Here is a 13,719-nt window from a genome sequence, read left to right on the forward strand (position 1 = left end):
AATTTTTGACTTGCGATAAAAGCCGCTTCTCAGCGGAACGCTGCGGTATCGTGCACCACAACGTGCTTCACACCGGCGTCGGCAGCGGCCTGCTCCAGCGCAGCGCGGCTGTCCGCATCCAGTGCGGTGCTGCTGGTGACCAGCAGGTTTTCCATGCCAAGGGACGTGCCGGTGGTGCCAATGGCATCGGTAGCGGCGGTGCACAGTGCGTCCGGGTAGCTGACCCACAGGGTCACGCTGCCTGCAAAGCGGGTCTGCCATGCGGCGATATCCGCCGTCAGCTGGGCGGCGCGTCCCTCCCGGCTCTTGCCGCCGGAGGCACCGAAGTCCTGCTTGCGGGTGATGATATTGGGGAACTGCACCCCGGTAAGCACCACCTGCTCGTAGCCCATGCCCTGCACCTCCTCAATGAGGTCGCCGACATACTGCACCGCGCTTGCGGCAAAGGGGTTCATCCATGCCTTGCCGCCCTTGGCTGCGCTGACGTTGTCCAGCCAGAGGCTGTTGCCATCGTAGTGCACGCCCATGCTGCGGTCGGTGTACACCGACACCGGGTCGGTAAAGGCGGCAAGCTGTGCCGCCGGGATAATGCCCTCCTCCCGCAGGATGGCGGCGATATTGGCCGCATCCACCGGGTTTTCCGTGATGCTCTGGGCAGCGGCTGCCACCCCGGAAGCGTAGTACACCGTGCCAGCGGCGTCCTTCAGAGTGACAAGGGCGTAGTCTGCGCCCTGCTGCTTCAGCTGCCGGGCGGCGGTGCGGATGGCGGCTTCATCGGTCAGGGTGGTCACGTCCAGCTCTGCCCAGCTGCCGCCGGTAATGGCCTTGCCGTCCAGCGGCTTTTCCTCCTCCGGCTCAGACGCTGCCTGCGAAGCAGCAGCGCTGCTTGCCGCCGCAGAGGAGGCGGCTGCCTCGGCGCGGGAAGCGCTTTCGGCCTCTAAGTCCCGATCCTTGACCACGGTATACCAGGTGTGGGTGGCCCAATCCAGCACATGGGGTGCGGCAAACCATGCGGCTGCCAGCACTGCCGCCACCAGCACCACGATGCCGATGCCGCGCTTGACGCGCATTTCACGGCTGTAAAAGCTGCGGTGATAATGCTTGACCTTCTGACGTTTATACTTAGCCATGGTATCTTTTCCTCCCTGTCTGCATTACAGGATGACGGAATGTCCGGTAAAGCCATAGATTGCCAGCGCCAGCACGCCGATATACACCAGCGTGATGGGCAGGCCGCGGAATGCCTTGGGGATGGCTCTGCTGCGCAGGCGGTGGCGCGCCTCGGTGACCAGCAGCACCGCCAGCACATAGCCAAGGCCGCTGCCAAGGCCAAAGCCAAGGCTCTGGCCAAGGGTAAAGGACTGGGTGCGCTCCACCAGCACCGTGCCCAGCACGCCGCTGTTCAGCGCGGCCAGCGGCACGATGCGCAGCAGCTGGGCGCGGCGGGGCAGGCTGCGCAGCAGCCACAGCACCAGATGCTCCGCCAGACACACCACGGCAATGCTGGCAATATACACCAGCGGGCGCAGCTGGGCGCGGTTATCCAGCGGGGCAATGAACCGCCCGGCAAGGAAAGCCACCGGCGCCACCAGCACCTGCGTGATGCACAGCATCATGCCGAACAAGGCGCTGCTGGTGCGGTCGTCCCCCACCAGCTGCACCATGCGGGACACGCCCAGTGCACGGGTAAAGACAGCGTTCTGTGCAAAAATGGCCAGCAGTGCATAGCTGAAAAACACTGCCGAGCTGCTTACAACTTCCTTCACGGTTCGCGGTTCCCCTCCTTCTGGTAGTGCACGGTCAGGGTATCCCGTGCTTCCTTTTTCAGATATTCCTTGCGCTTTGCAGCCGCAGCGCGCCAGATGGCGCACAGGATGCCCAGCACGATAAAGCCGCCCGCCGGCATCTTGGCCAGCGGCAGCAGCGCCCAGCGTCCCACCGGGGCACCAAACACGGTGCCAAGGCTGAGCCACTCGCGCACGATGCCCACCACGAGCAGCAGCAGCGCGTAGCCCACGGTGATGCGCACGCCCTTGGAAACAGCCTTGTGCACTGTCTCCTGCACGCGGCCGAAGCGGTAGGTCAGAAGCGGCTCCACCACCAGCATGGGCAGGTAGATGCCAAGGTTCAAAAGCCCGGTGCCAAACACGAAGTTCAAAATGGGATATGCCGCCAGGTACACCACAGCGGCGCTGGCTGCGTACAAAAGTGCGCGGGGCAGCAGCTTTTTTTGCAGCTGCTCCGGGGTAGGCTCCTCGTCCCGCAGGGGTACAAGGCGGCTGAGCAGGCAGGCCAGCACGCGGGAGGGCACCAGCAGCAGCGTCACCGCCGCCGCCAGCATCAGGCCGTTCTGGCCGGTGGTAGCCACGACCACCAGCGGTGCCAGACCCATGCCCTGCATGACCACCGGGTTATTCAGGAACACGCGGTCGTGATGGGCAAACTTTTCGGGGTCCTTTAAAATCAGTTCCGCAGTACGCTTTTTCATTCCGCAGCCTCCTTTCGTTCGGACGGCAGACGGTGCAGCAGACGGTACAGCCGCTCCTCGGTGCGGTCAATGAGCGCGGACACGCTGTTGACGGCCAGCAGTGCAAAGCAGACGCCGGTCTCGTACACGCCGAAATAGCGGAAGCCCATGGTGGCAGCCCCCACCAGGGCGCCGTACAGGATACGTCCAAGCCGGTGGTGGGCACAGGTGTAGGGTTCGTTGAGCAGGAACACCGCACAGAACAGCACCGCACCGGTGTGCAGCTCGTCCCGGATGCCCTGCAGGCGGGGCAGCAGGCTGCTGAAGAGGGTGCTGTCCGCCAAACCCACCTGACGCGGGAAGAAGAAGGCGATGAGCCCGCAGGTGATCAGAAAACTTGCTGATGCGCCGATGTGCACGTCCTTCTGGGTCCACAGCACAAGGCCGCAGGCCAGAATGACCAGCGCCGCGCCGGTGCCCATGGGGGCGGCAAACTCGCCCAGCGCGATGGCAAGGGCGTTCAGGTTCAGGATACCGCCGCTGCGCAGGGTATCCTCGATGGTGCTGCTCACCGGCACAGCAGAGGCGTTCCACAGGGGCAGCGGCGTATAGGGCTGCGGGTAGCGCACCACCTGCTCCGGCCACGATACCGCCGCCACGGCGTAGCCCACGGCAGCGGGGTTGAAGGGATAGCTGCCGTAGCCGCCAAAGACCTCCTTGCCGATCAATACGCCCGCCAGCACTGCCACCACCAGCACATAGATGTCCACAGTGGCGGGCATGAGCAGGGCGATGATCAGGCTGAAGCTCTCGTTGGAGAGATCTTTATTGGTGTACACCCGATGGCGCAGCAGCGCCACCAGACGGTCGCACAGGTTGCCGGTAAGCAGGGCGATGCCGCACAGCAGCAGCGGACGCGCCCCATAGAAATAGCAGGCCATGCACAGCAGCGGCACACACAGCCAGAAAACGTGCTTATAGTACCGGCCGGTCTTTTGCAGCTGCCGCTCCTGCTCTTGGATCAAAGCTTCATCCATATACGGGCCTCCTTACAGGCTGGCCAGTGCGCCCACAGCCGCAGCAGGGTCGGCGGCGCCGAACACGGCACTGCCTGCCACCAGCACGTCGGCTCCGGCTTCCACGCACAGGGGTGCGGTGGCGGCATCCACGCCGCCGTCCACCTCCAGCAGGTAGGAAAGGCCGCGTGCTTCCCGCTCTGCCTTGAGCCAGCGGAGCTTGTCCAGCGCCGAGGGCATGAACTTCTGCCCGCCGAAGCCGGGCTCCACGCTCATCACCAGCACCAGATCCAGCTGGTCCAGCCACGGTGCCAGCGCCTCGGCCGGGGTGCCGGGCTTAATGGTCAGACCCACCTTACAGCCCAGCGCACGCACGGCGTCAATGGTGGCCTGAATATCATCTTCGCACTCCAGATGGAAATTATACAGGGTAGCACCAGCCTTGATAAAGGGCTCGGCGTATTGCAGCGGGTGGCTGATCATCAGATGCACGTCATAAAAGGCATCCGGCAGCGCCTTGTGCAGGCTTTTGAGCACCGGCACGCCAAAGCTGATGTTGGGCACAAAATGCCCGTCCATCACGTCATAGTGCAGCATCTGTGCGCCGGCGTCCAGCACCATGCGGCAGTCTGCACCCAGCTTGCCAAAATCAGCAGAAAGAATCGAAGGACTTACCATGGCCATAATATTTCATTACGCTCCGTTATTTTTAGCAATTTTTATCCCATGCGTTGCACGTTTTGCAGGGTTCTGCCGGGCAAAAAATACGCGGGCATGGTTATCTTTTAGTTTACATGAAAACGGCCAAAAAATCAAACCCGCAGCCGTTTTTTTCACTGAAAAGTCGTAAATGGCGCAAAAAGTCCATTGCGCGGCAGCATCTCCATGTGCCGCGCAGCTGCCGCCGAAGGCTTGCCATTTTGCAGCAGCTTTCTTTGAAGCAGGACGATTTGGAATGGCCTCCGCTGCTTCCGGGTTGCGGCACCCAGCATCCGCTTCGTGCCTTGGGCGGCACTCGCGTCTTGCTGGCCGCTGCCCCAACAACTCCTCCCTGTTTCCGCCGCTGGCGGCGGTCGTCGTCGTTGCTAGCCATATTCAGCGGAAAATAGATTTTTAATTCCGCGTTTGTCGCACTCTGCGGAGTGCTCCAAACGCATTTTCACAAGAGGGGGTCACAGCGGTAAGCAGAATTTTTATTCCAACAACGCCAAAGCAGCCAGACCGCCCGGGCGGGGCAGTCTGGCTGCGGGGTCTTATTCTACCGGCTTCATGCTGGCGGGGTCCTCTACTGCGCCGGGCTGCCCGGCGGCGTCCGGCAGGCGCTTCATGCCGCCGGGGTTGGGGGAGCAGGTGGGCAGGGTGAACACAAAGCGGCACCACTCGCCCTGCTGACTCTCCACGCGGATCTGCCCGCCGGCCAGATTGACCAGCACCTTGCAGATGTTCAGCCCAAGGCCGGAGCCACGGGCGTGCAGGCCGCGGGAGCGATCCTCTTTATAGAACCGCTCGAACACATAGGGCAGCGCCTCCGGGCTGATGCCCTGCCCGGAGTTCCAGATGGAGATCTCGGCTTCGGGGCCAAGCTTTTCTACGCTGAAGCGGATGGTGCCGCCCGCCGGGGTGAACTTGATGGCGTTGTCCAGCAGGTTATACGCCACCTGATGGATCAGGTCGGGGTCGGCGTAGACCAGCACCTTTTCATCCATGGTCAGGCCTTCCAGCTCGATCATGCCGTCATTGATGCGCTGCTCTGCCGCCAGTGCCACGCCGGTCAGGGTCTCCCAGATATTGAACATCCGGGCGTTCACCTGATACTCGCCGCTTTCCAGCTTGGAGAGATCCAGCATATTCTGGATGAGCCGTGCCAGACGGCCGGTCTCCTCGCTGACCAGCTGCAGGTAGTGGTTCTGCATCTCGGGCGGGATGGTGCCGTCCAGAATGCCGTCCACAAAGCCCTTGATGGTGGTCATGGGGGTGCGCAGTTCGTGGGCGATGTTGCCCATGAACTGACCCCGGGAGTTATCGTTGGACTGGATATTCTCCGCCATCTGGTTGAAGGTGCGGGCAAGGTCTGCCACCTCGCCATCGCCCTCCACGCCCTCCACGCGGACAGAGAGGTCGCCGCCGCCAAAGCGCTGGGCGGCATCGGTCACCTTCTGCAGCGGGTCGGTGAGCTGACGCATCAACAGGCGGGTCAGCACACTGGCGCACAGCAGCATCACACAGGCGGACATGAGGAAGTTCGACCAGAACTGCTGCTTGAAGTCGGTGAGCTGCGCGCCGGAGGAGCACAAAAACAACCAGCCGCTGAACAGGCTCTGGTCGTCGATGGTCTCCACCGCCGCGATATAGCTTTTTTCGGTCAGGGCACCGCCCAAATCGCCGAAAGCGTGGTAGTGCCGGGCGTCCGGGTCAGCCACTGCGTTGGCGCGCTGGCAGATATCCAGCGGCACGGTGGTGGTGGTAAGCTTGTCCGGGTCGGAGGCGATGAGCACATTGCCCTGTCGGTCGGTGAAAAACAGATAGGCCTCGGCGCTCTCGCCGATGATCTCCAGTTTGGTGTTCAAAGCGTCCAGCTCTGCACCCTGCGGCATGGTCTCGCTGTTTACCAGATACTCTGCGGTGCGCTTGGCAACGTTTACCACCTGATCCAGTGTTTCGTAGCGATCCTTCGCAAAATAATTCTTGAACAGCACCCACTCCGAGCAGCCCATCAGCACGATGCCCAGCACCATCAGGGTGGACACCATGGAGAAAAAGGCCGTGGAGATACTTTTACGCATTATTGACGCACCTCGAACTTATAGCCCACGCCCCAGACGGTTTTCAGTTCCCACTTATCGGAAGCACCGGCCAGCTTTTCGCGCAGGCGCTTGACGTGGACATCAATGGTGCGGCTGTCGCCGTAGTACTCAAAGCCCCACACCTCGTCCAGCAGCTGGTCGCGGGTGTACACGCGGTTGGGGTGGGAGGCCAGACAGTTCAGCAGTTCCAGCTCCTTGGGGGGAGCCTCCACCACCTTGCCCTTGACCCGCAGCTCGTAGCTGTTCATATCCAGCCGCAGGTTGTCGAACTCAATAACGCCCTCGGTGCTCTCGGCGGCAGCGGAGGTAGTCTGGCAGCGGCGCAGCACCGCCTTGATGCGTGCCACCACCTCTTTTGCGTCAAAGGGCTTGACCATGTAATCGTCTGCGCCCAGCTCCAGGCCCAGCACCTTGTCAAAGGTCTCGCCCTTGGCGGTAAGCATCATCACCGGAGTGTTGCCCGCCTTGCGGATGCGGCGGCAGACCTCAAGACCGTCCATGCGGGGCATCATCACGTCCAGCAGCACCATATCCGGCTTGACCGCGTTGAACTTTTCCAGTCCTTCTTCGCCATCGTTTGCCACCGTGACCTGATAGCCCTCCTTGGTCAGGTACAGCCGCAGCAGCTCGCAGATGTTGGCGTCGTCGTCCACCACAAGGATCTTTTCGTTTGCCATAGGTATTTCCTCCCCTTTTATGCAGGTTTTTGTTGTATTTGCAGCCCTTCCGGGCGTTTTGGCAGTCTCTTACTCTTCTATTATACGGGACAGTTATGACAAAATAAAGAAGGAAGTGTAGTTTTTTTCACATTTCTGCCCGCGCGGCGGCAAAAAGCCCCTTGGCGCTGCCGCGCCAAGGGGCTTTTGTTACGGTTCTTCTGCCGGGTCGGGGTCTACACGCCAAAGGCGTCGTCCAGTTCCTCCGGCAGGGGGTCGGGGTCTATGCCAAAGGCATCGTCCAGCGCCTCCGGCTGGGCGGCGGGGTCTACGCCAAAGGCATCATCCATGCCCTCCGGCAAGGGGTCAGGGTCTGCGCCAAAGTCAGCGTCAAAACCATCGTCTACCCGCTCCGGCGGGGTATCGGGGTCAGTCGGGACAAAGGGTTCGTTGTCTACCACAGGCTTCAGGTGTTCGGGCTTTTTCCACTGGGCGTAAAGGTCTACCGTATCGCCATCTGCCCAGTCGGTCACGGGCACGCCGTTTACCCTGTACAGTCTGCCTGTGCCGTCCGGTTCTGTGTTCCAGCCCACAAAAACGTAGCCGCCGCGCTTAAACATACAGTTGCGCAGCACAACATCCTCGCCGGGCTGGTAGCGCACGGTCTTTACCGCTTCCTCAAGGGCATCGTCTACGTCCTCCGGCAGGGGGTCGGGGTCAAAACCAAAGGTATCGTCCATATCCTCCAGCAGGGGGTCGGGGTCAAGGTCAAGCGCAAGTTCCTCTGTCGGATCAAAATTTGCATGGTAGCGCAGGGTCAGGGCTTTCTTCGCCGGGGTAAGGCTCGGCCCGGGCATGGGGGTGGTGGAGCCGGGTTTTGTAGTTGAGGTATAGAACATAAACGCCACTCGGACAGGGTCGCCGGTGTAACCATCATCTTTAAGGGCACCTGTGTCCTTATAATAGTGAATCCCTTTTTCCTTTCCGGTCATGTGGCTCGTGTACGACTTTATGCCAGTCTTCATGGCATCGTCGCCAAACAGCTTCGTTATTTCATCTCCCGCCTTGAGCGATTTCAAAATAACAGCATCCATTGCTTGGTACAAGTCAATTCCGGTCATCATATCAACCGTATATTTTGCGCCGTAGTTCAGACCCACCTGACAATGGGACTTTTGGGTCACACCCAAATCGGTTTTGCCATCATTTATCGTGACATCAAACGTTCCAAATTCCAGTTTGCCCGCTTTTGTTGCAATTCCTACAACATCATCTGTACCAGCGATATTTGTGCTAATGACCGACAGCAAATAGCGCCTGCGCTGGATCGTCAGCGTGCGTGTGCCCGTTTTCAAGTCCGCTGCACTGATCGTGCACTCCTGCGTGAAGTCATAACCATGACCATCTTCTGTGTACTGGTCTATCTTCCAAATCTTTCTTTCAAGGTCTATCCCGGTTTTTGTATCGTCGTCTTCTGCGTCAAATTTTGCTTGCTTGGTTGCCTTATCAATTGCCGCCGTTACCTTAGGGTCGGTCAAATCCAGCGTCCAGCCCTTGTCCTCATCCACCGCTTGACCTTCGAGGGTAAAAGAGTAGCCTACCATCGTACCGCCACGCGTGGCAACGGGGCCCGTACCATCGTTCGTGGAGTAGCCCTTTTCGTCCTCAAACTGCACGGTGATATCATAGCCCCAAATGGCGTAAAAATGTTTGGGGGTAGCCGTAGTTCCCCAATTGACCTGCGTTACCGGCGTTCCGGGCTGGTAGAGTTCGGTTTTGCTGGTGGGTTTTTGCTTTGTGCTCCATCCCGCAAACTTCATATCGGCGTGCGTACTACCGTTAAACAAGGCATCGTACTCCGGGAGCACATCGGTCTCCTTGTACTCTTTGGTCACACTGTCCTCAGTGCCATTGTTTTCATGGTAAATAATCGTGTCGTTCCGGAAGCAGGGGTTAAAGCAGTAGCGCTGGCAGTTGCCCGGGGCATGGAAGTTGCCGTCGCCACCCGTAGGTCTTGTATCCGCCTCCTGCGGTTCATCTATCAGCTGACCTTTAAAGATTTTGTACGCCTTACCATCGACCGTTCTATCCTCTGTGGTGCAATCATCGTTGCCGTTTGCAATGACCTTCACGTTTCCTTCTTCGTCTGTATCGTAGAGGTAGCCCGGCTTGGGGTTGTAGAAGCCAATTTCAAAGTTCGTTCCATACGGGAAAGTACCCCAGTAGTCGTCACCGTTCTTATAACTGAACCATTCCGACCAACTGTTTTTCTCATCCACAGAAACGTGGATGTCCAGATAACAGCCAACTCCATCTGCCGCTAACTGGTTGCCGTCTGTCTTGTGTTTAAGAGTTCCATCATAGCCAACAATGCCGTTCACATCCAGCCAGTACCACTTGCGCACAAGGTTCAGGTTGATGGTCTGGGTTTTATGGTTTGCTTCAAAATCCGCTTTGGGGGTCAGGGTGCGCGACAAATCCTCCCAGCAGCGGGTATCTTCCTCCCCCTCTGTTCCGTCAGGTCGGGGGCGCGTCCATACCTCAGAAGTAACAGCAGTTTCCAAAGGCATTCCCCACGCATTTGCACAGCCGTACTCCAAAACATAGGTTTCCTTAGGCTTAGAATTTGCGTCTGTCAGCTGCCCGGTGGCGTCATCGACCCGGTTCGTTGCCGTAACATGGGGCGTATTATTCCTGTTGTTGATTTCCAGCTTCTGCTCATACACGTTGATGGTATAGGTAACGCACTGTTTTACCAAATCAAAAGTAAAGGTAAGCGTATCGGAGTAAGTACCGCTCATGGTAGCTTGGCTGGGGTCTGTCACGTTGACAGAAAGGGGGATGGTTGCTGTGTGAAAGTCCGTAACAGCGGATGTTGCATACATAATTTCATGCGTGCTTTCATCATAATGCCACATTCCTCCGGGCGTGTGTTCCCCACCAGCTTCAATTTTATTTTTCAGCGTATACTCCACCGTGGGCGCATTTGCAATGGCTGCACCCTTTGCGTCATATTTCAGTTTCCAATTATTTGGCGATTCAATGCCGATATTCAACGTGCGGTACTGCTTCAGCTTTGCATTAACTTCCAGCTCACCCTTATTCTCCCCGCTCTCCACCGTCACGGTAGTGGGGATGGTCACCTGATAGCCATTGGTTGCAATATCACCGATGGTGGTGGTGTCCTCTGCCATGGCAACATTCGGCTCGTAGGCAAGCATTTCCTGCTCCGGCAGGGCGGCGAGCACATCGGCAAATTCCGGCGTTTGGGCAAGCGCAGTTCCACCCACCGCAAGGCACAGAGCCAGCGCAAACGCAAGGCCCAGCAGTTTTTTTGCACAATGCTTCATGGTGTATCCTCCTTGTGTGGGGTGGCTGTTTTTTGCCGCAAAAATCAAAAAAGGGGAGAGGGAACATCTCCCGTCTCCCCTTTGGGCTCAGGTATTATTTAGGTGGGGTGGGTTAGGTGGCGATGCTTGCGGTAAACTGTACATTGCCCGTGTAAGTACCTGCCTTCTCGGAAGTGCCAGTCGTTGCCGTAGACAGCTCGAACTTTAACTTTGCCTCAGCGGTGTTTGTGCCAGCCGGAACTGCCAAAATTGTCTTTTCGGTTCCGGTTGTACCGATTTTCCTGTTGAGCGTTTTAACATCGCTTCCAATCGTCGTATCGGTCAGCGTAACAGTATATTTCAACTCAACACCCTCGTCGTTCTTTACACTAAAATCAGTCGAACCCCCTGCCGGTTCCAACGTAATTTTCAAGAACTTACCACTAATAACATTCTTAGTAACAATAACTTTGGGTGCTGTACCGTCAGTACCAGTGGAAGGTGTATTAGTACCATCTTTATCCAAGGTAGTATTGACCTCTCTCTTCTCATTGACGCCTGCATCCTTACCAAAGTCGATCAATGCCGGAACTGTCCACTCATAAGCCTCAGTTACCACGTACTTAACCTCTGTCATACTCGGTCCAGACCCCTTGCTGCCAGGAAGAGAAGTACCAGTCGCAAACACCGGCATTGCGCAGACGGACACCGCCAGAGAGGCTGCGAGGAGCAGGGCGGCCGCTTTCTTCGTCAATTTCATAATCCTTATTCGGCAATGGGGCCCGCAGCTGACGGTCAGCCTTGGATTTGCCTACTCCTTTCACACCATATGGTTTGTTGATCCCCAATTCAGTTCTTTTTTTATTGTCAACACTGCCTGTCTTGCCCACCGCAAGGGGGCTCAGCCCACGGTCAGTGTCAGCTTTACGATGCCGCTGTTGGTCTTGGTGGTGCGGTCCGAAAGATAGGGCTGGCACACCACATAGGCCGGGTACTCGCCGGGGGCAAGGGCGCGGGTCATCTCCATCTTTTGCACATACAACCCGGGCGCTACAAGGCCGGACTGGAACAGCAGCTCGTCGCCGTCCTCTAAATACAACCCAAAGGCGATGTAGTAGCACTCCTCCTTGCCGGTCAGGGTAAGGGTGTACTGCTTGCCGTCATCGGTCTGCACGGTCAGGGTCTTTTCGCCCTTATAGCCCTTGACGGCCTCAATGGTGTACGCCCCGGCGTCGGTCTTTTGGATCTCAAAATAGGCGGGGTCGGCGTCCAGCACCTTTGTTACCTCGGCCTGAATGCCCGCCAAGCGCAGGTAATGGCTCAGTTCTGTGGTCTGGCCGCTGTCCACCACCAGCTTTTCCAGCGTGGTGCCGTCAAGGCTTACCCAGTCCTCGTACCAAAGGTTCTCGGCGGGGTTATGGAACTCGAACCCCTGCGTGATCTTTTTGGTCTTTGCGGGGATGGTAAAGCCGCCCCAGCCCGGCAGGGTGACGTTTTTGCTGCGGTCGATGGGGGTCTCCGGCTTGACGTACTGCGCCTGATAAGTCTCCATGGGCAGCGCGGCTGCTTCGGACGCGCCGTTGGCCGTGGCAGCGGACTTGCCGCCGGACACTGCGATGTAGCCGCCCAGCAGCAACACCAGTACCACCAGCACCCCGATGACTACTCTGCTTGTGTTTTTGTTCTCCATGGGCTCCACGCTCCCTTTCCATCAGAACAATAAAAAAGCCGCCCGACCTTGTGGGCAGCTTTGATGATACGAGCAAAATCCGGCGTGCCCTTGAAAAGAACACACCTGTGGTTTTGGACGATTCCGGTATGCAGAGTATTTCCGCAAAAAAACCGGAAGCAACCGGCTGGCATCATCCGGGAAATGCCCCGAACCTTAGCCCCTATGGCTTTGCGTCCTTGCCTTTCGACAAGTTTGCCAAAAAATTGCCCAATATTTTTAAAGATTGATACGTTAGTTTTGTCGACAATAGTTTATCATACCCCCCCCCGGTGTCAACCGGTTTTACCGGGGTTTTGTTTATATTCTATGTTGTATTTTTCAGTAATGCGGCCGAAAACGTTTACATTTTGATGCTCTCTTTGTTTCATTTCCTTTTTTTGTAAAGTCCGGAAGAAAGTGGCTGGGGAGCCCTTTCAGGCGCTGCGCGCCGGATCTCCCAAGGGGAAAAGGCTCTTGTCCCGGTTCAAGCCGCAAAAATTGATTTCCGTGCCCCTCCCCCTTGCGCTGGCGGGGTTCAGCGCGTATAATGATAGATGTATCGTTATGCCAAAAAACGTGTAAGGAGCGTATTTTATATGAAGTTAGGTATCGTCGGCCTGCCCAACGTGGGCAAGTCCACTCTGTTCAACGCCATCACCTCCACCAAGAATGCGGAGGCTGCAAACTATCCCTTCTGCACCATCGAGCCGAACTCCGGCATCGTGGCAGTGCCGGACAAGCGGCTGGACAAGCTGGCCGAGATCTGGCAGACCAACAAAAAGACCCCCGCCATCGTGGAGTTCGTGGACATTGCAGGTCTGGTGAAGGGTGCAAGTCAGGGCGCCGGCCTTGGCAACAAGTTCCTTGGCCATATCCGCGAGTGCGACGCCATTGTGCACGTTGTGCGCTGCTTTGACGATGACAACATCATCCATGTGGTGGAGGACGTGACCAAGGCCGAGGCCGTGGACCCCATTGCCGACATTGACGCCATCGACTACGAGCTGATCCTCTCCGACCTTGAGGTGGTGCAGAACCGCGCAGGCCGCATGGCAAAAGCGGCCAAGAGCGGCAACAACAAGGGCGCTGCCGCCGAGGCCGCATGGCTGCAGCAGCTGGCCGACCATCTGAGCACCGGCAAGCCCGCCCGCAGCTTCGATTTTGATCCCACCGACACCGAGCAGCAGACCGTGCTGCACGAGATGGGTCTGCTGAGCGCAAAGCCGGTGCTGTACGCCTGCAACGTGGGCGAGGATGACCTGATGGAGGGCATCGAGAACAACAAGTACGTTCCGCTGGTGGCTGCCCGCGCCAAGGAAGAGGGCGCCCGCTACATTCCCATCTGCGCCAAGACCGAGGAGGACATTGCGGATTACAGCCCCGAGGAAAAGAAGGCATTTCTGGCCGAGATGGGCATCGAGGCCAGCGGTCTGGACAACCTGATCACCGCCAGCTACGACCTGCTGGGTCTGATCTCCTTCCTGACCGACGGCAAGAAGGAGTGCCGCGCATGGACCATCCGCAAGGGCACCAAGGCTCCGCAGGCTGCCGGTAAGATCCACAGCGACTTCGAGCGCGGCTTCATCCGCGCCAGCGTCATCGGCTACGATGATCTGGAAGCCAACAACTTCGACTACGCCGCCGTCAAGGCCAAGGGTCTGCAGCGCACCGAGGGCAAGGAGTATGTTGTGCACGATGGCGACGTCATCGAGTTCCTGTTTAATGTTTAAAGGAGT

12 protein-coding genes and 1 riboswitch are annotated in these 13,719 nt (G+C 58.1%); of the genes, 1 reads left to right on the forward strand and 11 read right to left on the reverse strand.

Translation table 11 applies throughout. From position 1 onward, the window contains the following. Nucleotides 1-29 precede the first annotated feature (29 nt). From MTP43_RS13500 to MTP43_RS13550, 11 genes are all read right to left on the reverse strand, one after another. Nucleotides 30-1,130 (reverse strand): putative glycoside hydrolase, encoded by a 1,101-nt coding sequence (locus tag MTP43_RS13500; protein ID WP_117527777.1) that lies wholly within the window; start codon nt 1,128-1,130, stop codon nt 30-32. Between the two features lie 24 nt (nt 1,131-1,154). Then, nucleotides 1,155-1,766 (reverse strand): Rnf-Nqr domain containing protein, encoded by a 612-nt coding sequence (locus MTP43_RS13505; RefSeq protein ID WP_117527779.1) that lies wholly within the window; start codon nt 1,764-1,766, stop codon nt 1,155-1,157. Continuing rightward, nucleotides 1,763-2,488, reverse strand: coding sequence for an Rnf-Nqr domain containing protein (locus MTP43_RS13510; protein ID WP_129873221.1), 726 nt, complete (start codon nt 2,486-2,488; stop codon nt 1,763-1,765). Before MTP43_RS13510 ends, MTP43_RS13505 begins: the two co-directional genes overlap by 4 nt. Continuing rightward, entirely contained in the window at nt 2,485-3,504 is a 1,020-nt protein-coding gene (locus tag MTP43_RS13515; protein ID WP_113621595.1) for an RnfABCDGE type electron transport complex subunit D, read from the reverse strand. The genes MTP43_RS13510 and MTP43_RS13515 overlap by 4 nt, the downstream gene beginning before the upstream one ends. A gap of 12 nt (nt 3,505-3,516) precedes the next feature. Continuing rightward, nucleotides 3,517-4,167, reverse strand: a complete 651-nt coding sequence (gene rpe, locus MTP43_RS13520; protein WP_113621596.1) for a ribulose-phosphate 3-epimerase — start codon at nt 4,165-4,167, stop codon at nt 3,517-3,519. Nucleotides 4,168-4,176: 9 nt separating this feature from the next. Further along, nucleotides 4,177-4,524 carry a hypothetical protein gene (locus tag MTP43_RS13525; RefSeq protein ID WP_147350013.1) on the reverse strand — a complete coding sequence of 116 codons (348 nt, stop codon included), beginning with the start codon at nt 4,522-4,524 and terminating at the stop codon, nt 4,177-4,179. 212 nt (nt 4,525-4,736) lie between these two features. After that, a complete protein-coding gene (locus MTP43_RS13530; protein WP_113621598.1) occupies nt 4,737-6,266 on the reverse strand; it encodes a sensor histidine kinase in 1,530 nt (509 codons plus the stop codon). Further along, nucleotides 6,266-6,964: a response regulator transcription factor gene (locus tag MTP43_RS13535; RefSeq protein WP_005921458.1), complete on the reverse strand. Its 699-nt coding sequence runs from the start codon at nt 6,962-6,964 to the stop codon at nt 6,266-6,268. Before MTP43_RS13535 ends, MTP43_RS13530 begins: the two co-directional genes overlap by 1 nt. 215 nt (nt 6,965-7,179) lie before the next feature. Beyond that, entirely contained in the window at nt 7,180-10,293 is a 3,114-nt protein-coding gene (locus tag MTP43_RS13540; RefSeq protein ID WP_005921455.1) for an InlB B-repeat-containing protein, read from the reverse strand. Between the two features lie 112 nt (nt 10,294-10,405). Next, entirely contained in the window at nt 10,406-11,032 is a 627-nt protein-coding gene (locus tag MTP43_RS13545; protein WP_005921453.1) for a hypothetical protein, read from the reverse strand. A 141-nt stretch (nt 11,033-11,173) separates the two neighbouring features. Continuing rightward, nucleotides 11,174-11,962: a hypothetical protein gene (locus tag MTP43_RS13550; protein ID WP_005921452.1), complete on the reverse strand. Its 789-nt coding sequence runs from the start codon at nt 11,960-11,962 to the stop codon at nt 11,174-11,176. 154 nt (nt 11,963-12,116) lie between these two features. After that, nucleotides 12,117-12,211, reverse strand: a riboswitch (cyclic di-GMP riboswitch). A gap of 368 nt (nt 12,212-12,579) precedes the next feature. On the opposite strand from MTP43_RS13550, the gene ychF reads away from it, so the two are divergent. Further along, nucleotides 12,580-13,713, forward strand: a complete 1,134-nt coding sequence (gene ychF, locus MTP43_RS13555) for a redox-regulated ATPase YchF (RefSeq protein ID WP_005921447.1) — start codon at nt 12,580-12,582, stop codon at nt 13,711-13,713. Nucleotides 13,714-13,719: the final 6 nt, after the last annotated feature.

The organism is Faecalibacterium sp. IP-1-18 (genome assembly GCF_023347355.1).
Lineage (GTDB): Bacteria > Bacillota > Clostridia > Oscillospirales > Ruminococcaceae > Faecalibacterium > Faecalibacterium prausnitzii.

Coding starts and splice junctions, on each gene's coding strand:
- MTP43_RS13530 (WP_113621598.1), bottom strand. CDS start 6,266: ATGCGTAAAAGTATCTCCACGGCCTTTTTCTCCATGGTGTCCACCCTG.
- ychF (WP_005921447.1), top strand. CDS start 12,580: ATGAAGTTAGGTATCGTCGGCCTGCCCAACGTGGGCAAGTCCACTCTG.
- MTP43_RS13545 (WP_005921453.1), bottom strand. CDS start 11,032: ATGAAATTGACGAAGAAAGCGGCCGCCCTGCTCCTCGCAGCCTCTCTG.
- MTP43_RS13500 (WP_117527777.1), bottom strand. CDS start 1,130: ATGGCTAAGTATAAACGTCAGAAGGTCAAGCATTATCACCGCAGCTTT.
- MTP43_RS13535 (WP_005921458.1), bottom strand. CDS start 6,964: ATGGCAAACGAAAAGATCCTTGTGGTGGACGACGACGCCAACATCTGC.
- MTP43_RS13540 (WP_005921455.1), bottom strand. CDS start 10,293: ATGAAGCATTGTGCAAAAAAACTGCTGGGCCTTGCGTTTGCGCTGGCT.
- rpe (WP_113621596.1), bottom strand. CDS start 4,167: ATGGCCATGGTAAGTCCTTCGATTCTTTCTGCTGATTTTGGCAAGCTG.
- MTP43_RS13515 (WP_113621595.1), bottom strand. CDS start 3,504: ATGGATGAAGCTTTGATCCAAGAGCAGGAGCGGCAGCTGCAAAAGACC.
- MTP43_RS13550 (WP_005921452.1), bottom strand. CDS start 11,962: ATGGAGAACAAAAACACAAGCAGAGTAGTCATCGGGGTGCTGGTGGTA.
- MTP43_RS13510 (WP_129873221.1), bottom strand. CDS start 2,488: ATGAAAAAGCGTACTGCGGAACTGATTTTAAAGGACCCCGAAAAGTTT.